General features: G+C 44.4%; 16 protein-coding genes, 4 tRNA genes and 1 rRNA gene. 1 reads left to right on the top strand and 20 read right to left on the bottom strand.

Going from position 1 to position 18,819, the window contains the following annotated elements; genetic code table 11:
• Positions 1–21: 21 nt before the first annotated feature.
• From rpsG to OFY17_RS14150, 19 genes are all read right to left on the bottom strand, one after another.
• Positions 22–495, bottom strand: coding sequence for a 30S ribosomal protein S7 (gene rpsG / locus OFY17_RS14240; protein ID WP_263531403.1), 474 nt, complete (start codon positions 493–495; stop codon positions 22–24).
• Between the two features lie 98 nt (positions 496–593).
• Positions 594–965 carry a 30S ribosomal protein S12 gene (rpsL, locus tag OFY17_RS14235; protein WP_013659444.1) on the bottom strand — a complete coding sequence of 124 codons (372 nt, stop codon included), beginning with the start codon at positions 963–965 and terminating at the stop codon, positions 594–596.
• A 136-nt stretch (positions 966–1,101) separates the two neighbouring features.
• Positions 1,102–5,304, bottom strand: a complete 4,203-nt coding sequence (gene rpoC / locus OFY17_RS14230) for a DNA-directed RNA polymerase subunit beta' (protein WP_263531402.1) — start codon at positions 5,302–5,304, stop codon at positions 1,102–1,104.
• 65 nt (positions 5,305–5,369) lie between these two features.
• Positions 5,370–9,470: a DNA-directed RNA polymerase subunit beta gene (rpoB, locus tag OFY17_RS14225; protein WP_263531401.1), complete on the bottom strand. Its 4,101-nt coding sequence runs from the start codon at positions 9,468–9,470 to the stop codon at positions 5,370–5,372.
• A gap of 184 nt (positions 9,471–9,654) precedes the next feature.
• A complete protein-coding gene (gene rplL / locus OFY17_RS14220) occupies positions 9,655–10,026 on the bottom strand; it encodes a 50S ribosomal protein L7/L12 (protein ID WP_263531400.1) in 372 nt (123 codons plus the stop codon).
• 82 nt (positions 10,027–10,108) lie between these two features.
• Positions 10,109–10,609, bottom strand: a complete 501-nt coding sequence (gene rplJ / locus OFY17_RS14215; RefSeq protein ID WP_263531399.1) for a 50S ribosomal protein L10 — start codon at positions 10,607–10,609, stop codon at positions 10,109–10,111.
• Positions 10,610–10,836: 227 nt separating this feature from the next.
• Entirely contained in the window at positions 10,837–11,538 is a 702-nt protein-coding gene (rplA, locus tag OFY17_RS14210) for a 50S ribosomal protein L1 (protein ID WP_263531398.1), read from the bottom strand.
• Positions 11,538–11,972 (bottom strand): 50S ribosomal protein L11, encoded by a 435-nt coding sequence (gene rplK, locus OFY17_RS14205; protein WP_263531397.1) that lies wholly within the window; start codon positions 11,970–11,972, stop codon positions 11,538–11,540. The genes rplA and rplK overlap by 1 nt, the downstream gene beginning before the upstream one ends.
• Positions 11,973–12,021: 49 nt before the next feature.
• A complete protein-coding gene (gene nusG / locus OFY17_RS14200; protein ID WP_263531396.1) occupies positions 12,022–12,555 on the bottom strand; it encodes a transcription termination/antitermination protein NusG in 534 nt (177 codons plus the stop codon).
• A 9-nt stretch (positions 12,556–12,564) separates the two neighbouring features.
• The gene (gene secE, locus OFY17_RS14195; RefSeq protein ID WP_263531395.1) at positions 12,565–12,933 is read right to left on the bottom strand and encodes a preprotein translocase subunit SecE; all 369 of its coding nucleotides are present in this window, start codon (positions 12,931–12,933) and stop codon (positions 12,565–12,567) included.
• A 41-nt stretch (positions 12,934–12,974) separates the two neighbouring features.
• Positions 12,975–13,050, bottom strand: a tRNA-Trp gene (locus OFY17_RS14190).
• Positions 13,051–13,168: 118 nt separating this feature from the next.
• Positions 13,169–13,244: transfer RNA gene (locus OFY17_RS14185), tRNA-Thr, on the bottom strand.
• 1 nt (position 13,245) lies between these two features.
• Positions 13,246–13,320: transfer RNA gene (locus OFY17_RS14180), tRNA-Gly, on the bottom strand.
• Between the two features lie 4 nt (positions 13,321–13,324).
• Positions 13,325–13,408 (bottom strand) — tRNA-Tyr (locus tag OFY17_RS14175).
• A gap of 74 nt (positions 13,409–13,482) precedes the next feature.
• A complete protein-coding gene (locus OFY17_RS14170; RefSeq protein ID WP_263531394.1) occupies positions 13,483–14,190 on the bottom strand; it encodes an SPOR domain-containing protein in 708 nt (235 codons plus the stop codon).
• Positions 14,187–14,921: a type III pantothenate kinase gene (locus OFY17_RS14165; RefSeq protein WP_263531393.1), complete on the bottom strand. Its 735-nt coding sequence runs from the start codon at positions 14,919–14,921 to the stop codon at positions 14,187–14,189. The genes OFY17_RS14170 and OFY17_RS14165 overlap by 4 nt, the downstream gene beginning before the upstream one ends.
• On the bottom strand, positions 14,905–15,858 hold the full coding sequence (locus tag OFY17_RS14160; RefSeq protein WP_263531392.1) for a biotin--[acetyl-CoA-carboxylase] ligase: 954 nt from the start codon (positions 15,856–15,858) through the stop codon (positions 14,905–14,907). Before OFY17_RS14160 ends, OFY17_RS14165 begins: the two co-directional genes overlap by 17 nt.
• 24 nt (positions 15,859–15,882) lie before the next feature.
• Positions 15,883–16,752, bottom strand: coding sequence for a phytanoyl-CoA dioxygenase family protein (locus tag OFY17_RS14155; protein WP_263531391.1), 870 nt, complete (start codon positions 16,750–16,752; stop codon positions 15,883–15,885).
• 20 nt (positions 16,753–16,772) lie between these two features.
• Positions 16,773–17,948, bottom strand: coding sequence for an alpha/beta hydrolase (locus OFY17_RS14150; RefSeq protein WP_263531390.1), 1,176 nt, complete (start codon positions 17,946–17,948; stop codon positions 16,773–16,775).
• A 136-nt stretch (positions 17,949–18,084) separates the two neighbouring features.
• Between OFY17_RS14150 and OFY17_RS14145 the strand changes: the two genes are divergently transcribed.
• Positions 18,085–18,465 carry a GNAT family N-acetyltransferase gene (locus OFY17_RS14145; RefSeq protein WP_263531389.1) on the top strand — a complete coding sequence of 127 codons (381 nt, stop codon included), beginning with the start codon at positions 18,085–18,087 and terminating at the stop codon, positions 18,463–18,465.
• A 234-nt stretch (positions 18,466–18,699) separates the two neighbouring features.
• Here the strand turns inward: OFY17_RS14145 and rrf are convergent.
• Positions 18,700–18,814 (bottom strand): 5S ribosomal RNA (gene rrf, locus OFY17_RS14140).
• Positions 18,815–18,819 lie beyond the last annotated feature (5 nt).

The raw sequence follows: 18,819 nt of genomic DNA, 5'->3' as shown, positions 1-18,819 counted from the left end.
TGCGTTAGCTTCCTTGATACATTAGAAACGGAAGTGAGAGAATGCTTTGTTGGCTTCAGCCATACGGTGAACGTCTTCACGCTTCTTAACCGCAGCACCTTTGTTTTCAGCAGCATCCAAGATTTCGCCCGCTAAACGCAAAGCCATGGATTTTTCACCACGCTTACGAGAGAAATCAACCAACCAACGCATAGCTAGAGCTGCACGACGAGCTGGACGAACTTCAACAGGAACTTGGTAAGTTGCACCACCTACACGGCGGCTTTTAACTTCTACCATAGGCTGGATAGACTCAAGTGCTTTCTCGAAAACGCCCATAGGAGCATCAGTTTTCGCACGTTGAGCTACTGTTTCTAGAGCATCATAAACGATTGCTTCTGCAACAGATTTCTTACCACTAACCATTACGTGGTTAATGAACTTAGCAAGCGTTTGGCTTCCGTGTTTAGGATCCGGAAGTACTTCACGCTTGGCGACGACGCGTCTTCTTGGCATATCTATACCCTCTTCAGGTTCGTCCGAGACAATATAAAACTGCTCGGCCTTACTGTATTACAAAATTATGTATAAACGACTTCTTAAGCAGCATCAGCTTACTTAGGACGTTTAGTACCGTATTTAGAACGACCTTGCTTACGATTTTGTACGCCTGAAGTATCCAAACTACCGCGAACTGTGTGATAACGAACACCTGGCAAATCTTTTACACGACCGCCACGGATCAATACAACACTGTGTTCTTGTAGGTTATGACCTTCACCACCAATGTAGGAAGTTACTTCAAAGCCGTTAGTCAAGCGAACACGACATACTTTACGCAAAGCCGAGTTAGGCTTTTTAGGTGTAGTAGTATATACGCGAGTGCAGACACCGCGGCGTTGCGGACAAGCTTGTAACGCAGGAACGTCACTTTTTGCCACTTTACGTTTACGTGGTTTACGAACCAACTGGTTAACGGTTGCCATTAGACAAGCTCCACAAATCCAATTCTTATGGCGGAAATCGCCAAAAATAAGGAGGCGCAAGTTTAATTTGCGCCTACAAAACAGTCAATAGGGAGGCGATTAAAAAAACGCCTCCCTAACGATTTAACAGCAAAAACTAGTCTTTTAGTGCCGCACTCAATGCTTCTTCCACATCAGATGCGCTAACTGTCGGAACTCCGTCCTTCGCTGCTTGCGCAAGATCTTTCTTATTCTTGCGCTCATTGTGGTAAGCCAAACCTGTACCTGCTGGTATCAAGCGACCTACTACAACGTTTTCTTTCAAGCCACGTAAGTGATCTTTCTTACCAGTTACCGCACCTTCCGTAAGAACTCGAGTTGTCTCTTGGAAAGACGCTGCTGATATAAAGGACTCAGTAGCCAAAGAAGCTTTAGTGATACCTAGAAGCACACGTTCGAACTTAGCAGTAAATTTACCTTCCGCTTCCGCCTTCTCGTTTGCATCCAATAGTTGATTTAACTCAACCTGATCACCTTGAATTAGATCAGTATCACCAGACTCACGTATATCTACCTTACGCAACATCTGACGAACGATCACTTCAATATGTTTGTCGTTAATTACAACACCCTGAAGACGGTAAACTTCTTGCACTTCATTACTAATGTAGTCAGCTAAAGCCTCTACACCTTTAAGACGCAAGATATCGTGTGAGCTCAAAGGACCATCGGAAACGATTTCGCCTTTAGCCACTTCTTCACCGTCAAAGATATTGATTTGACGCCATTTTGGAATCAACGTCTCTACTGGATCACTACCGTCTTGCGGAGTAATCACAAGACGAATCTTGCCTTTTGTTTCTTTACCGAAGCTAACCACACCACTAGTCTCTGCCATAACAGCAGGATCTTTAGGGCGACGAGCTTCAAATAGGTCTGCCACTCGAGGAAGACCACCGGTAATATCTTTGTTACCTTGTGACTCTTGAGGAATACGAGCTAGTACTTCACCCGATTTCACTTCTGCACCATGATCCAAGCTCAACAAAGCTTTTTCTGGAAGCATGTACTGTACAGGAGAGTCAGTACCAGGAATAAGAACTGGATTACCTTCAGCATCCACTACCGCAATCATTGGACGAAGATCTTTACCTGCAGTAGGACGATCTTTCACTTCCAATACTTCGATAGTTGTTAGGCCTGTCATTTCATCGGACTGACGACGGATTGTAACGCCCTCTTCCATACCGCTGAATTCTAGACGACCTTGCATTTCCGATACGATTGGGTGTGTATGTGGATCCCAGTTAGCCACTACTTGACCAGCAGTAACAACATCGCCTTCACGTACACTTAACACCGCACCATAAGGTAGCTTGTAACGCTCTTTCTCACGACCCGCTTCATCAGCAATAGCCAATTCAGAAGAACGAGAAGCAACAACAAGTTGACCAGTATCACGTTCGATACTCTTCATCTTATGGAAGCGAACCGTACCAGCGCTCTTAACTTGAACACTATCTACAGCAGATGCACGCGATGCAGCACCACCGATGTGGAACGTACGCATGGTTAACTGTGTACCAGGCTCACCGATAGATTGAGCGGCAACAACACCAATTGCTTCACCGATGTTAACTTGATGACCACGAGCCAAATCACGACCGTAACACTTAGCACAAACACCGTGACGAGTATCACAAGTAATTACTGAGCGAATCATCATTTCATCAACACCAGCAGACTCGATCGTACGAACGTCTTGCTCGTCAATCAAAGTGCCTGCAGGAAGAACTAGATCACCTTTCGCATCGATAACGTCTTGAGCAACAACACGACCTAGTACACGCTGACCAAGAGGTACAACAACGTCGCCACCCTCAATCATTGCGTTCACTTTAATACCGTTTGTTGCGCCACAATCGATTTCAGTAACAACCAAATCTTGTGCGACATCTACAAGACGACGAGTCAAGTAACCAGAGTTTGCTGTTTTCAATGCCGTATCGGCTAGACCCTTACGAGCACCGTGAGTAGAGGTAAAGTACTGAAGTACTGATAGACCTTCACGGAAGTTCGCAGTGATCGGCGTTTCGATGATAGAGCCATCTGGCTTAGCCATCAGACCACGCATACCACCTAGCTGACGCATTTGGGCAACACTACCACGGGCACCAGAGTCAGCCATCATGTAAACAGAGTTGAAAGATTGTTGTTCAACCTCTTCACCCTCTTTATTGATCGTTGTCTCTTTTGCCAAGTTTTTCATCATCGCTTCAGTAACAGTTTCGTTAGTACGAGACCATAAATCGATTACCTTGTTGTACTTCTCGCCTTGTGTAACAAGACCATCTGCGTATTGGTATTCGATCTCTTTTACTTCTGCTTCCGCTTCCGCAATGATGTCTGCTTTTTCTGGCGGGATAACAAAGTCATCAACACCAACAGATGAACCAGAGGCTGTTGCATAAGCAAAACCTGTGTACATCAATTGGTCAGCAAAAATACAGCTTTCTTTCAAACCAACTTTACGGTAACACTCGTTGATTAGGTTCGAGATTGCTTTCTTCTTCATGGTTTGGTTAACCACAGAGAAAGGAAGGCCATCAGGAACAATATCAAACAACAAAGCACGACCAACAGTCGTATCCACGATGAAAGTAGAAGGTACTTTTTCGCCTTCTAGAGTAGTATCAACTTGGTTAACACGTACTTTCACTTTCGCGTGAAGTTCAACTTGTTTTGCACCATACGCACGGTGTACTTCTTTGATGTCAGAAAACGCCATGCCTTCACCTTTGGCATTGATTTTCTCACGAGTCATGTAGTACAAGCCCAATACAACGTCCTGAGAAGGAACAATGATAGGCTCGCCGTTCGCAGGCGATAGGATGTTGTTCGTAGACATCATCAAGGCACGAGCTTCAAGCTGCGCTTCTAGAGTCAACGGAACGTGAACCGCCATTTGGTCACCATCGAAATCGGCGTTATAAGCCGCACACACAAGTGGGTGTAACTGAATCGCTTTACCTTCGATCAACATAGGTTCAAATGCTTGAATACCTAGACGGTGAAGTGTTGGCGCACGGTTCAACATCACTGGATGTTCGCGGATAACTTCATCAAGAATATCCCAAACTTCCGCTGTTTCACGATCTACCATTTTCTTAGCAGCTTTGATTGTCGTCGCGATACCACGAAGCTCAAGCTTAGAGAAAATGAATGGCTTGAATAACTCAAGAGCCATTTTCTTAGGTAGACCACACTGATGTAGGCGTAGAGATGGACCCACTGTGATTACAGAACGACCAGAGTAATCTACACGCTTACCTAACAAGTTTTGACGGAAACGACCTTGCTTACCTTTGATCATATCAGCCAAAGATTTCAAAGGACGCTTGTTCGAGCCAGTAATAGCTCGTCCGCGACGACCGTTATCTAACAAAGCATCAACAGATTCTTGCAGCATACGTTTTTCGTTACGCACAATGATATCTGGAGCTGAAAGCTCTAAAAGACGCTTCAAACGGTTGTTACGGTTAATAACTCGGCGGTATAAGTCATTCAAATCAGACGTCGCAAAACGGCCACCTTCAAGAGGCACCAATGGACGAAGATCTGGTGGAAGTACAGGCAGTACATCCAATACCATCCACTCTGGGTTGTTACCAGACTGGTTGAACGCTTCGATCAACTTAAGACGCTTAGAAAGCTTCTTAATACGCGTTTCAGAGTTTGTGCTATTTAGCTCTTCGCGCATGCGGTTGATTTCTTCCGGCATGTTCAAGTCGCGTAAAAGCTGCTGAACGGCTTCGGCACCCATACGAGCGTCAAATTCGTCACCAAACTCTTCTAGCGCTTCAAAGTACATCTCATCGTTTAACAACTGACCTTTTTCAAGGGTTGTCATACCAGGATCAAGTACGATGAAAGATTCGAAGTACAATACTCGCTCAATATCACGCAAAGTCATATCTAGGATAAGACCTACACGAGATGGTAGAGATTTTAAGAACCAGATGTGCGCAACAGGTGATGCAAGCTCAATGTGGCCCATGCGTTCACGACGCACTTTAGACAGAGCTACTTCTACACCACACTTCTCACAAATAACACCACGGTGTTTCAAACGCTTGTATTTACCACACAAACATTCGTAGTCCTTGATAGGACCAAAAATTTTGGCACAGAACAAACCGTCACGTTCAGGTTTGAACGTACGATAGTTGATGGTCTCTGGCTTCTTAACTTCACCGTAAGACCATGAACGAATCATATCTGGTGACGCCAAGCCAATGCGGATCGCATCAAACTCGTCAGATTGTCCTTGTGATTTTAGAAGACCTAATAAGTCTTTCATGTATATTCGCCCCACTCGTAAGGCTGGGAAGTTTTGCTCCCCAGCAGGTCAAATGTGATTCGTGCTTATTCGTTTTCCAACTCAATATCGATACCAAGAGAACGAATCTCTTTCACCAATACGTTGAAAGACTCAGGCATACCAGGTTCCATTCTGTGATCGCCGTCTACGATGTTCTTATACATCTTAGTACGACCATTCACGTCATCGGACTTAACAGTTAGCATTTCTTGTAGAGTGTAAGCAGCACCGTAAGCTTCAAGTGCCCATACTTCCATCTCACCGAAACGCTGACCACCGAACTGAGCTTTACCACCCAGCGGCTGCTGAGTAACCAAGCTGTAAGAGCCAGTAGAACGTGCATGCATCTTATCATCAACCAAGTGGTTCAATTTCAGCATGTACATGTAACCAACTGTCACAGGGCGCTCAAATGCATCACCTGTACGACCGTTAAATAATTTAACTTGACCACTTTCGTTGATACCAGCTAAACGTAGCATACGCTTGATTTCAGACTCTTTCGCACCATCAAAGGCACCAGACGCCATTGGTACACCACCTTTAAGGTTGTGAGCCAAAGTTAAAATTTCTTCGTCTGTGAAGCTGTCTAAATCTTCTTTACGCGCACACTGCAAGTCGCCTTCGTAACCGTTGTAGATTTCACCTAGGAAACCACGTAATTCAGCAATTGCTTCTGCTTTCTCACGCTCAACAGCCAACATCTCATTAATCTTGCGACCTAGTCCTTTAGAAGCTGCACCTAAGTGAGTCTCTAGAACCTGACCAACGTTCATTCGAGATGGAACACCAAGAGGGTTCAAAACGATATCAACTGGGTCACCATTTTCGTCGTACGGCATATCTTCAACAGGCATGATCTTAGAGATAACACCCTTGTTACCGTGACGGCCGGCCATTTTATCACCAGGCTGAATACGACGTTTAATAGCAACGTAAACTTTAACAATCTTCAGTACACCAGGTGCTAAATCATCACCTGTTTGCAACTTACGTTTCTTGTCTTCAAATTTCGCATCAAGCTCTTTACGGCGCTCAATCAAAGCAACCTGAGCTTTTTCTAGCTGCTCAGTTACTTCTTCATTGGCAACACGAATAGAGAACCACTCAGAGTGATCAAGGTTCGCTAGGAACTCTTCTGTGATGACTGCATTGCGAGCTAAACCAGGACCGCCTTCCGCTTGCTGACCCACTAGGGCTTCAGCTAATCGTTCGAAGGTTGCTTTCTCAACAATACGGAACTCTTCGTTCAAGTCTTTACGAACTTGGTCAAGCTGAGATTTTTCAATCAACTTAGCACGTTCGTCTTTCTCGATACCGTCACGAGTGAAGACTTGCACGTCAATAACAGTACCGCGAGTACCTGTTTTAACGCGCTGAGAAGTGTCTTTTACATCAGACGCTTTCTCACCAAAGATGGCACGCAAAAGTTTCTCTTCTGGCGTAAGTTGTGTTTCACCTTTAGGTGTCACTTTACCAACTAGAATATCGCCAGGTTCAACCTCTGCACCGATATAAACGATACCGGACTGATCCAACTTAGAAAGTGCACCTTCACCTACGTTCGGGATATCAGAAGTAATTTCTTCAGGCCCAAGCTTAGTATCACGAGCAACACAAGTTAGCTCTTGGATATGGATCGATGTAAAACGATCTTCTTCAACAACGCGCTCAGATACTAGGATCGAGTCCTCGAAGTTGAAACCATTCCAAGGCATGAAAGCAATACGCATGTTTTGACCTAGTGCCAAATCACCCATATCAACAGAAGGACCGTCAGCCATGATGTCGCCAGACGCAACCTTCTCACCTTTCATAACCAACGTACGCTGATTAATACAAGTATTTTGGTTAGAACGAACATATTTGGTTAAGCTGTAGATATCTACACCAGCTTCACCTGCTACTGTTTCTTCCGAGTTCACACGTACAACAATACGACTCGCATCAACCGACTCAATCACACCGCCGCGGTTAGCAACAATACAAACACCAGAGTCTTTAGCAACATTGCGCTCCATACCCGTACCAACAACAGGCTTATCTGCCTTAAGTGTTGGTACAGCTTGACGCTGCATGTTCGATCCCATCAATGCACGGTTCGCATCATCGTGCTCTAGGAACGGGATCAAAGATGCCGCTACAGAAACAACCTGACGAGGAGAAACGTCCATTAGGTTAACTTTTTCTTTTGGTATTAGAGTCGTTTCGTGCATGTGACGAACCTGAACCAACTCATCAACCAAACGACCTTCACTGTCTACATTCGCAGAAGCCTGTGCAATAACATACTTAGCTTCATCAATTGCTGAGATGTATACAGTCTCATCAGTCATTTTGCCGTCAACGATCTTACGGTATGGCGTCTCTAGGAAGCCATAGCTGTTCGTACGAGCGTATGTTGACAAAGAGTTAATTAGACCGATGTTTGGTCCTTCAGGTGTCTCGATAGGACAAACACGACCATAGTGAGTGGCATGTACGTCACGCACCTCAAAGCCAGCACGTTCACGAGTCAAACCACCAGGCCCTAATGCAGAAACACGACGTTTATGCGTTACTTCTGACAACGGGTTGTTTTGGTCCATGAACTGAGACAATTGACTAGAACCGAAGAACTCTTTAATTGCCGCCGCTACAGGCTTAGCATTAAGAAGATCTTGAGGCATCAGACCATCTGCTTCAGCCATTGATAAACGCTCTTTAACAGCACGTTCAACACGGACTAAACCAACACGGAACTGGTTTTCTGCCATTTCACCAACAGAACGCACACGACGGTTACCAAGATGGTCAATATCGTCCACCATGCCGTTACCATTACGGATATCAAGCAAAGTTTTCAATACAGCAATGATGTCTTCATTATCCAAGATACCAGAACCAGTATCTTCATCACGACCTAAGCGGCGGTTGAATTTCATTCGACCAACACCAGATAGATCATAACGATCTTCTGAGAAGAACAAGCTTTGGAATAAACCTTCAGCAGACTCTTTTGTTGGTGGCTCACCAGGACGCATCATGCGGTAGATTTCAACAAGCGCTTCCAACTGATTACTAGTTGGGTCAATACGGAGCGTGTCAGAAATGAAAGGACCATTATCTAAATCATTTGTATAAAGCGCATCGATTTCTTCAACACCAGCAGACACTAGCGCTTCCAGAAGATCGGCAGATAACTCTGTATTTGCTTCTGCAATCAACTCACCTGTTGAAGGGTGAACCAAGTTTTTCGCCGTTACTTTACCAAGCATGTACTCAAGCGGCACAGTAAGACGAGTCAAGCCCGCTTTATCCATGATGCGAATGTGCTTAGCCGTAATACGACGACCTTCTTCAACAATCAACTCACCGTTTGCATCAGCAATATTAAATAGAGCCGTTTCACCACGAAGACGATTTGCAACCAAATCCATCTCGAAGCCGCCATCTTTAATGTAGAAGCCAGTTGTATCGAAGAAGCGTTCTAGAATTTCTTCTGTATTGTAACCAAGCGCGCGTAACAAGATAGTTGCAGGCAACTTACGGCGACGGTCAATACGAACAAATACGCAGTCTTTTGGATCGAATTCAAAATCCAACCAAGAACCACGGTATGGAATTACACGAGCAGAATGCAACAATTTACCTGAAGAGTGAGTCTTACCACGATCGTGGTCAAAGAACACACCAGGTGAGCGGTGTAGTTGTGAAACAATAACTCGCTCAGTACCATTGATTACAAAGGTACCATTGTCTGTCATGAGTGGAATTTCACCCATGTAAACTTCTTGCTCACGAATGTCTTTAATTGCCTTATTCGACGACTCTTTATCATAAATGATAAGTCGTACACGGACGCGCAAAGGTGCCGCGTAAGTAACACCACGTAACTGACACTCTTTCACATCGAATACAGGCTTGCCTAAACGGTAATCAACGTATTCTAACGCTGCATTACCAGAAAAGCTGACCATCGGAAAGACAGATTTAAAAGCCCCATGCAGGCCTAATTCCCCACGCTCCGCAAGAGATTTACCTTCTTGCAGGAAGTTGCGATAGGATTCAAGCTGAATTGCCAGTAAGTATGGCACATCCAAAACGGGCGGCAGTTTACCGAAATCCTTACGGATACGTTTTTTCTCAGTATATGAGTAAGCCATCAGCATTCCCCAGCTTGTGCACATTGACGCAAAAGGCCTAAATCAGGCCTTACCAATTTTGGAAGAAAATTCTTCCAATAAAAATTCTGTATGTTTATTTGAGTTTTAAAAACCCAAAAAGGCCGGTGACATATTGTCACCAGCCATTTCGACTATTGGTCGAAATCTGGAAATACAAGTATCATTACTTGATTTCGACAGATGCACCAGCTCCTTCAAGCTCGCCTTTAAGTGCTTCTGCATCTTCTTTAGAAACGCCTTCTTTAACAGACGCAGGAGCGCCGTCAACGATTGCTTTAGCTTCTTTAAGACCTAGACCAGTTGCAGCACGTACTGCTTTGATTACGTTAACTTTCTTATCGCCTACAGCAGTAAGAACAACGTCAAATTCAGTTTGCTCTTCAGCAGAAGCACCAGCTTCAGCTGCAGGACCAGCTGCAACAGCTGCTGCTGCAGATACACCGAATTTTTCTTCCATTGCAGAGATCAACTCTACAACATCCATTACAGACATTTCTGCTACTGCATTAATGATATCTTCTTTAGTTAGAGCCATGACTCAGATTCCTAGCATTCTTTATAATTACCCGAGGGTAATAAAACAAAATATTTATCAAGAAACGATACGATTATTCGTATTACGCCGCTTCTTGCTCTTTTTGGTCGCGAACTGCTGCAAGAGTACGAACAAATTTGCTTGTTGCACCCTGAATAACGCTCATCAGTTTCGCAATAGCTTCGTCGTATGTAGGCAGTGTTGCCAAACGATCAATGTCGCCTGCTGGGATCAACTCACCGTTGAATGCCAGCGCCTTAACTTCAAAATCGTTGTTCGTTTTTGCAAATTCTTTTAGCAGACGAGCTGCAGCACCTGGGTGCTCATTAGAAAAAGCAATCAACGTAGGACCAACGAAGCTCTCAGTTAGACATGCGAAGTCAGTACCTTCAACGGCACGACGAGCCAATGTATTACGTACTACACGTACATAAACACCTGCTTCACGAGCTTCTTTACGAAGTGCTGTCATGCTGCCCACGGTAACACCGCGAGAATCAGCAACGACTGCAGACAACGCAGTTTTAGCCGCTTCGCTAACTTCGGCGACAATGGCTTTTTTGTCTTCTAGACCTAATGCCATTGGTTTTCTCCTGGATTAGCAGGGAATATATTCCCCTATTTTTTACCAACTCTCCGATTACTCGAAGTACTTGCTGGTGAGTTAGATCCAGTTATCTGAATCGGGCCACACCATCTGCGCAGGACAAACATCTTTCGATCTTCAATTAAGCCTTAGGCTCCTACGGTCTTTGACGGCCTGCTCGCTAAACAAATAGCGGCAGACCCCAAAGCGTTTGATCTAGATGATTACTTAGCTAAGCTAAGAGCACCTAAATCAATTTGTAGACCAGGTCCCATTGTAGAGGACAAAGTCACTTTCTTAAGGTAGATACCTTTAGCAGAAGCAGGCTTAGCGCGACGTAAGTCAGCCAAAAGCGCTTCAAGGTTACCTTTAACAGCATCAGCAGCAAACTCAACAGAGCCAATTGCCGCGTGGATGATACCGTTTTTATCTGTACGGTAGCGAGCTTGACCAGCTTTTGCGTTCTTAACAGCAGTAGCTACGTCAGGTGTCACTGTACCAACTTTAGGGTTAGGCATAAGACCACGTGGACCTAATACTTGACCTAGTTGACCAACGATACGCATTGCATCAGGAGAAGCGATAACAACGTCAAAATCTAAGTTGCCGCCTTTCACTTGCTCAGCCAAATCTTCAAAACCAACAACATCTGCGCCAGCTTCTTTAGCTGCTTCAGCGTTTGCACCCTGAGCAAATACAGCAACGCGAACATCTTTACCTGCACCATGAGGCAATACAGTTGAACCACGAACAGCCTGATCAGACTTACGAGGGTCAACACCTAGGTTTACAGATACATCAAGAGATTCTGTGAATTTAACTGTAGAAAGTTCAGAAAGAAGCGCTACAGCTTCTTCTACTGAGTACAACTTTTCAGCTTCTACTTTTTCTGCGATCAAACGAGCGCGCTTAGTTAACTTAGCCATTAAACTTCACCCTCAACTTCTAGACCCATAGAGCGAGCGCTACCAGCAATAGTACGCACAGCCGCATCCATATCTGCAGCAGTCAAATCAGCCTGCTTAGCAGCAACAATCTCTTCAAGTTGAGCACGAGTAACTGTACCAACTTTCTCAGTGTTTGGACGAGAAGAACCACTCTTTAGACCAGCTGCTTTTTTAAGCAAAACTGATGCAGGAGTAGATTTAGTTTCAAAGGTAAAACTACGGTCAGCATAAACAGTAATAATTACTGGAGTAGGAAGACCTGGCTCAACACTTTGAGTTTTTGCGTTAAACGCCTTACAAAACTCCATGATGTTAACGCCGTGTTGACCTAGAGCAGGACCAACTGGTGGACTTGGGTTCGCTTGACCCGCTTTAACTTGTAGCTTGATATAAGCTTGGACTTTCTTAGCCATTTTATAACTCCAAATGGGTCACTGCCGTTAGGCTACCCGTTTAACAAAATCAGGCCTTTTCAACCTGACTAAATTCCAAATCAACCGGCGTAGAGCGACCAAAGATCAACACTGCCACCTTGATTCGACTTTTCTCATAATCCACTTCTTCAACAACACCATTAAAGTCAGCGAACGGCCCTTCGTTAACACGAACAACCTCACCCACTTCAAACAATGTTTTAGGACGAGGTTTATCAACACCATCACTAACACGCTGAAGAATTGCATCGGCTTCTCGCTTGGTAATAGGCGAAGGCCTATCCGCCGTACCACCTATAAAACCAAGCACTCGAGAAGTACCTTTAACCAAATGCCAAGAGTCGTCATTCATATCCATTTCAACCAAAACATAACCTGGATAGAACTTTCTTTCGCTCTTGCGCTTTTTGCCATCTCGAATTTCAACCACTTCTTCGGTTGGAACCAAGATTTCACCAAAATTTTCTTCTTGCCCCATAACCTGCACACGCTCAAGAAGCGAGCGCATTACGTGCTTTTCGTACCCTGAGTACGCTTGTACTACATACCATCGTTTGGCCACGAGCAACTCCTAACTAATAACCGAGGAAACAAGCCAACCAAGGAAAGAATCGACTCCCCACAAAACAAGAGACATAAACAGAACAACCGCCAAGACAATCAAGGTTGTTTGGAAAGTTTCCTGCCTAGTTGGCCACACAACCCTGCGAATTTCATTCTTTGCTTCTTTAGCTAAAGTAAAAAAAGAACGACCTTTCGCTGTTTGTAAGGCAACAAAACCAGCAACACCAGTCAACAACAAAATCGCAATTAAGCGATACAATAGTGACTCAGCAGAAAAATAGTTATTGCCGATTACAGCTACCGCAACCAACAAAACAACTAATGCCCACTTAAACACATCTCCACGAGATGATTGAGCTACAGCACTCGAACTCATACTTAAGGTGATCCCTAACTTATAAAATAGGATACGAAAAATGGCAGGCCAAGAGGGACTCGAACCCCCAACAGCTGGTTTTGGAAACCAGTGCTCTACCAATTGAACTATTGGCCTACATTCGTATGGGCGGAGGATGATACCTAAACATGCTTTGATAAGCAAGGGTACCTGCCCAAAAAACAGACAATAAAAAAGGCGGTCAAACCACCTACTTTTTTTGCTTCGGATAGACTGGAGCTCATGAGCAGACTTGAACTGCCGACCTCACCCTTACCAAGGGTGTGCTCTACCAACTGAGCTACATGAGCATGGAGCGGGTAGCGGGAATCGAACCCGCCTCTTCAGCTTGGAAGGCTGAGGTAATAGCCACTATACCATACCCGCAAAATGGTGGAGGGAGGTGGATTCGAACCACCGAAACTTTCGTGGCAGATTTACAATCTGCTCCCTTTGGCCACTCGGGAACCCCTCCACATACTCAGCGCTATAACGCAACACCCCAAAAGGTGGGAGCCATTATATGAATCGTTTAATCAATTGCAAGCATTAGCAGGGATTTTTTTCTAATTTTATCGTCATTTCATTGAGATCAAATCGCGAAACAAATTCAGCCCAGCCTTTTTCACTAACAGGTCTTTCAATATCGATATATTGCAAAGAAACCGTACGCATATGTTCATAGATATCAACGGTATATGGGAACAGCTCTTCTATTCTTGCTTTTGACAGAGCAGCCCTATCTTCAGAGGAATACAACCCAAGAGAAATACGGTTTTTCATTTCTCCGCGATTAATAATAAAGCTATCAACCGACTTCGCCGTTAACTCCTTCACTATTTCTTGGGCTTTTGCAGCGTTTTCAGGCGCCGCTATATATAGCCAAAACTTCGCTCTTTTGCCTGTCGCCTCTTGTTCCTTATACTGCCATCCTGATTCGGCCAACTCCTTCTCAACCAGCACCTTATCCCCCGCCCGTTCAATTTCAATACGAGGACAAAGTAAAGCAGGAGCATCATCGACCACAGCAGATACGACTTCGCTAATAACTTCCTCTAAGTTCTCATTTGAAATAGGTGCAGGTGATAAAGCTTCTTTAGGAGCATCTGGGTCATTTTCAGACAAAAGAAAAATTTTCGTACTCACGGGTGGAGCATAAACAGGATCTACAGCTATCGGCGCGTCATCTTGAACAAAACTATGCCAACTAAGAAACGCTGCATTGGCCAAGACAATTAAAAAAAACAGCCACTTCATTTACTACCCCTTAACAACTCATTGCCAACTAGACGCGCACCCTCAGCCACTAAATTAGGAGAATACTGAACAGGGAAATTTAACGCCTCTAGCAATTTGTCGACATCACCGCCGGCAACAACCCAACCAAAATTAGGGTGCATTTTATACACTCGCTCCAAAAAACCCACAAGCATTTCATAACACCCTTCTGTAACTGCTCTGGCTGTTGAGTTAGGCAAACCATCACCGACAACAACTTCACTTTGTGTATAGCGTATCTTAGCCGTATTAGAGAGCAAGGAACTTTCCATTAAATTAAGACCTGGCGCAATATAACCACCAAGATGAACGCCTTCAGAGCTCACCACATCTACTTTAACCGCTGTACCTACATCAACTACTACCACATTATTTTTCACATGATGATAACCTGCAATCAGGGAAAGCCAACGATCTACACCCAGACGACTCGGTTCAGGGTAAGCATTAATCACGCCACAAGCCCTTGCAGTGGTTTGGAGCTCTATAAGGTTGACATCAGGGTACAGCGCCAGTAGTTTCTCACGCAGCCCACGATCATCCTCTCCTGAGCGAACACTAGCAAAGTAAATCACCTCAGGCGAAAAGCCCTCTTCAACAAGCACATCAAACTCTCGACTGAAAAAAACCACTTTACCTGCTGCAAAGGCGGTAAACTTAATACTGGTATTCCCTGCATCCACGACCAGCTCGTTAGTTACGACGGACACTGATTTCGCCCCCATGTAAGGCAACTAGTTCACCATTTTCCTCCAACAGCAAAGCGCCTTTTTCATCAATTCCTTTCGCTATTCCTTGACGCTTAGAGCTCACCGAGCTGACAGTAACAGCTTGATTAAATAGCACATCATAAGCCTGCCATTGATGTTGGTACTGCTTTATACCATCACCTCCCTCAAAGTGCTGACAAACCTGAGTCAACTCTTTAGCCAAATCCGCTAAGATCGCATTTCGACTCGGGCGAGAATCCAATCGAGAAATTAAATCAGTCCACAGTTGATCAACCTGTGCCATGGAGTCCGCATCCATTTCTATATTTAAACCAATCCCAATAATCACATAACAAGCATCTTGGTCCGCTACCATTTCCAGTAGAATGCCGCAGATTTTATGGCCATCAATCTGAATATCGTTTGGCCACTTTACCCCAGGATTGGGCACACCAATTTTTTTAAGTACTCGAACGACAGCCACCGCCACCGCCAAACTAAGCCCCTCAATAACGTTCGGACCATTATCAAAGCGCCAAGCAAAGGAAAGAGTAAGGTTTTTTGCTACACCAGACTCCCACTGACGTCCCCTGCGCCCTTTACCTTTAGTCTGCCGCTCTACAGAGATAAGGGCAGGCAAAGAACCGCCTTGAGCGATATAGGCTTTCGCATCATTATTCGTGGATTCAGTTTCAAAAGACAATTTCAATGCCACATTCTCAGCAACACCACTTGCTCTTAATACTTCTTCAGAAAGCAATTCTATAGGTGTTGGTAACCGATACCCCCTACCCTTCACTGAATTTATAGCAACACCAATGGACTCAAGTTTCTTGAGTTTTTTCCACACCGCAGCACGAGTTACGCCAAGCGCTTCACCCAACTCTTCACCAGAGTGGAATTGATTGTCGCTTAATAAAGACAAGATTTTTTGCATTAATGTTTTCCATTTATGTTGAGCTTAAGCACACTCAAATTTTTCAAAACCAAATTGAGAGGACGTCTGTAACCAATTCTCTTTAGGGTATTCACAACAGGCATCTACCGCGTGTAGTGCATAGGCATGACGAGAATGTTTAGAGCGGTTAGCATAACTTAAATGTGGAAACTCGCCACTCAAAATCACCAATGAGCCCTTTGGTACAGGAATCGCCCGCAAGTCACTTTCAGGCCAGTGATGCTCTTTTAAACTCACCATTTTTGTTTCATCACTCTTTTCACAGGTTCGTTCAAATCGTTTCAACAGCCCCGCCTTTTGGCCTTCTGGAATTCCCCACAAGCAGCCATTTTCCAATGTAGCTTCTTCAATAGCAAACCAAAGCCCAATCACACTCATTGGTTTTGTGTATAGGAAAGTACTGTCCTGATGACAATTCACTTCGCCGCCAATACTGGGTTGTTTAAAAATATACATGGATTGCGCCGCCCTTGGCTCCTTCATACCCAGCTGCTTTAATACACCTTCCCAAACAGAAGACAAAGAAAACTGACGAAAAAGATCGTCCTGAAGATGGAGCCCATGGCCTACTTTATTAATAGATAAAGATAACGCTTGGTTAAGCTCACCACTGCCATTGAATGCTTCCTCTTCAAAAAAGAAAGAAATTCTTTCAGCAGAATCCATAAAATATCGGTCAGTCCTTCGTGCTTGCTCGTTAGTGGTAAAGATAGAGCGCACCTCTTCCGCATCAAACGAAGACAATATCTCTGACATCCTATCTTTCAATTGGTCACAAACTTCAGCAGGCACGAGAGAATCTAATACCAAATAACCTTCGTTATGATATTGGTTAACTTGCTCTTCCGTGAGTTTCAAGGATGTAAGATTCATATATAACCTCCTATCTTTGGTTACTGAGCATTGCTTTGCAGGAAGAAATCAATCGATTGCACCAATTCAGAAAAGTGTGGATTCCAAGATAACCTAGCGGCATGGGCGCTCTTTTCAAGCAAAATATCAGAACGCTCGCCAAACCAGTTATCTAGGTCACTGCGACACGCTTCATATAGAGTCTTATCTGATATGTGCCAACCACAAACACGATACTCACCATCCGCCCCATAATAAGGGTTATCCGGTGAGCCATGTACTGCCATATGCGACATACCCAAAATCTTCCGCTCTGGCCAAGAGCTATGGTATTGGGTAACGCGTCTATCCCCAGTATTACCACCGCCTAAGCTATAAAGCAGCATCCGACTATTTTCACTAAGCATACCCTCCTGAAAAACTTGTTGTGTTACAGCAGAATCCACCGTTTGATCATCTTCTGACAAAGCAATAAACACAGGTAGAGACTTAGGCCCACCCAGTACAAGGTTACGAACTTCTTTTGATAGACGATAGACTTCCGCAATAGCGGGAAGAGGTATGGATGCGTATTTGGCAAAGTCGTCGGTTGCTTCATGGTCTAACCAATCTTTCACTAAAGATAACCAAGGAGCTAGCCAATCAATACCGCTGTTTATCTTAAAGATGGGAGAAAGTAACAGCACTCCAGAAACATCATCAGGATGATTCCATGCGTACTCAGTTGCCAAGGCTCCTCCAGTGGAAAAGCCACCGACATACAAAATATCGACTTCCGATTTAAAGTCTTTTGCCGCATAACGGAAAGTATCTCGCCAATCATCACGAGACACCTCTAATAAGTCTTCCGCCTTAGTGCCATGACCTGGTAACAACAGGACACGGACATAGTAACAAGCAGCTTGTAATGCACTAGCAATGGATCGCATAGAGAAGGGTGAATCCGACAATCCGTGGGACAATAAAATCCCTATCGATTGCTGGTCTTCACACTGCGAAGAGCCTGGTATCAACTCAAAAGGCATCACGGCAGCAAGCTCACGAGCTTGATCCTCCTCATTCACCCAAAGTTTGTTTGTTTTTAAATAAACGGATGCTCGTTGCTGATATTGATGAAATATCTCCCCTTCTAAGAAAACAAAGGGCCGCGGGCTCTCAGATGCAGCCGCCGTATGCATGAAAAAGAAAAAAGCTAAAGACACTATTGCCTTGAACATATACTTTACCTTGAAATAAGAGGTTCAACCTTTTAATACCCAGTATCATACTAACTCAGACAAAGGATATAGATATTTCAATATGTGTACAGACCACCCTAACGCAGAGTTAGTACCCTCGTTGTGGTTCCCCTTAGTGAAGAGGTTCTATCAAGAACACTACCCTAGCGGCAAACCCAACAAAGCCGACCCTATTTGGGTAATACGACATAATGCCAAAATCTTGTCTGCCGTACGACTAAAACAGCTAACATCATCTCAATTACTCATGGCAATGGTCACAGCACCACCCCACCGCAAAAGTGGCTTAGGCAGTCACTTATTAAAACAAATCCACACAGAGCTCAAGCAAACACCTTGCTACTGCTTCGCACTCAACCACCAAGTGTCTTTTTATATAAAGAATAATTTTGTAATAGTCGACACCCCTGACTTACCAGAAGAAATACAAAGCCGTTATATCAGCTATCAGCAGCAGGGTAGAAAAATCACAGCCATGAAATACTATGCAGAGTAGACACTAGAGCGACATCAAAAGTTACCGTAAGGTATGTAAATATAAAAACCCCACACTGCACAGCAGGATGGGGGTTCTCTCAATATAAAGTTTGAAAAAGAGCTTCTCCCACATGCGTATCGTATCAAGAGCCCCACACTGGCACGGTGTTTTAAGCTTTCCACTCTTGTTTTAACACCCCAAAACGAAAAAACCCCACCCTGCAGTGCAGGATGGGGTTTCTCTTAATTTAAAGCTTGACGACGACCTACTCTCACATGGGATCCCCCACACTACCATCGGCGATGGCGCTTTTCACTTCTGAGTTCGGGATGGGATCAGGTGGTTCAACGCCTCTATGATCGTCAAGCAATT

The sequence above is a fragment of the Marinomonas sargassi genome, from assembly GCF_025716875.1.
In the GTDB taxonomy this organism is placed as follows: Bacteria; Pseudomonadota; Gammaproteobacteria; order Pseudomonadales; family Marinomonadaceae; genus Marinomonas; species Marinomonas sargassi.
This window is presented reverse-complemented; position numbering and strand designations above follow the sequence as displayed.

Coding starts and splice junctions, on each gene's coding strand:
- rpsG (WP_263531403.1), bottom strand. CDS start 495: ATGCCAAGAAGACGCGTCGTCGCCAAGCGTGAAGTACTTCCGGATCCT.
- rpsL (WP_013659444.1), bottom strand. CDS start 965: ATGGCAACCGTTAACCAGTTGGTTCGTAAACCACGTAAACGTAAAGTG.
- rpoC (WP_263531402.1), bottom strand. CDS start 5,304: ATGAAAGACTTATTAGGTCTTCTAAAATCACAAGGACAATCTGACGAG.
- rpoB (WP_263531401.1), bottom strand. CDS start 9,470: ATGGCTTACTCATATACTGAGAAAAAACGTATCCGTAAGGATTTCGGT.
- rplL (WP_263531400.1), bottom strand. CDS start 10,026: ATGGCTCTAACTAAAGAAGATATCATTAATGCAGTAGCAGAAATGTCT.
- rplJ (WP_263531399.1), bottom strand. CDS start 10,609: ATGGCATTAGGTCTAGAAGACAAAAAAGCCATTGTCGCCGAAGTTAGC.
- rplA (WP_263531398.1), bottom strand. CDS start 11,538: ATGGCTAAGTTAACTAAGCGCGCTCGTTTGATCGCAGAAAAAGTAGAA.
- rplK (WP_263531397.1), bottom strand. CDS start 11,972: ATGGCTAAGAAAGTCCAAGCTTATATCAAGCTACAAGTTAAAGCGGGT.
- secE (WP_263531395.1), bottom strand. CDS start 12,933: ATGAGTTCGAGTGCTGTAGCTCAATCATCTCGTGGAGATGTGTTTAAG.
- OFY17_RS14170 (WP_263531394.1), bottom strand. CDS start 14,190: ATGAAGTGGCTGTTTTTTTTAATTGTCTTGGCCAATGCAGCGTTTCTT.
- OFY17_RS14160 (WP_263531392.1), bottom strand. CDS start 15,858: ATGCAAAAAATCTTGTCTTTATTAAGCGACAATCAATTCCACTCTGGT.
- OFY17_RS14155 (WP_263531391.1), bottom strand. CDS start 16,752: ATGAATCTTACATCCTTGAAACTCACGGAAGAGCAAGTTAACCAATAT.
- OFY17_RS14150 (WP_263531390.1), bottom strand. CDS start 17,948: ATGTTCAAGGCAATAGTGTCTTTAGCTTTTTTCTTTTTCATGCATACG.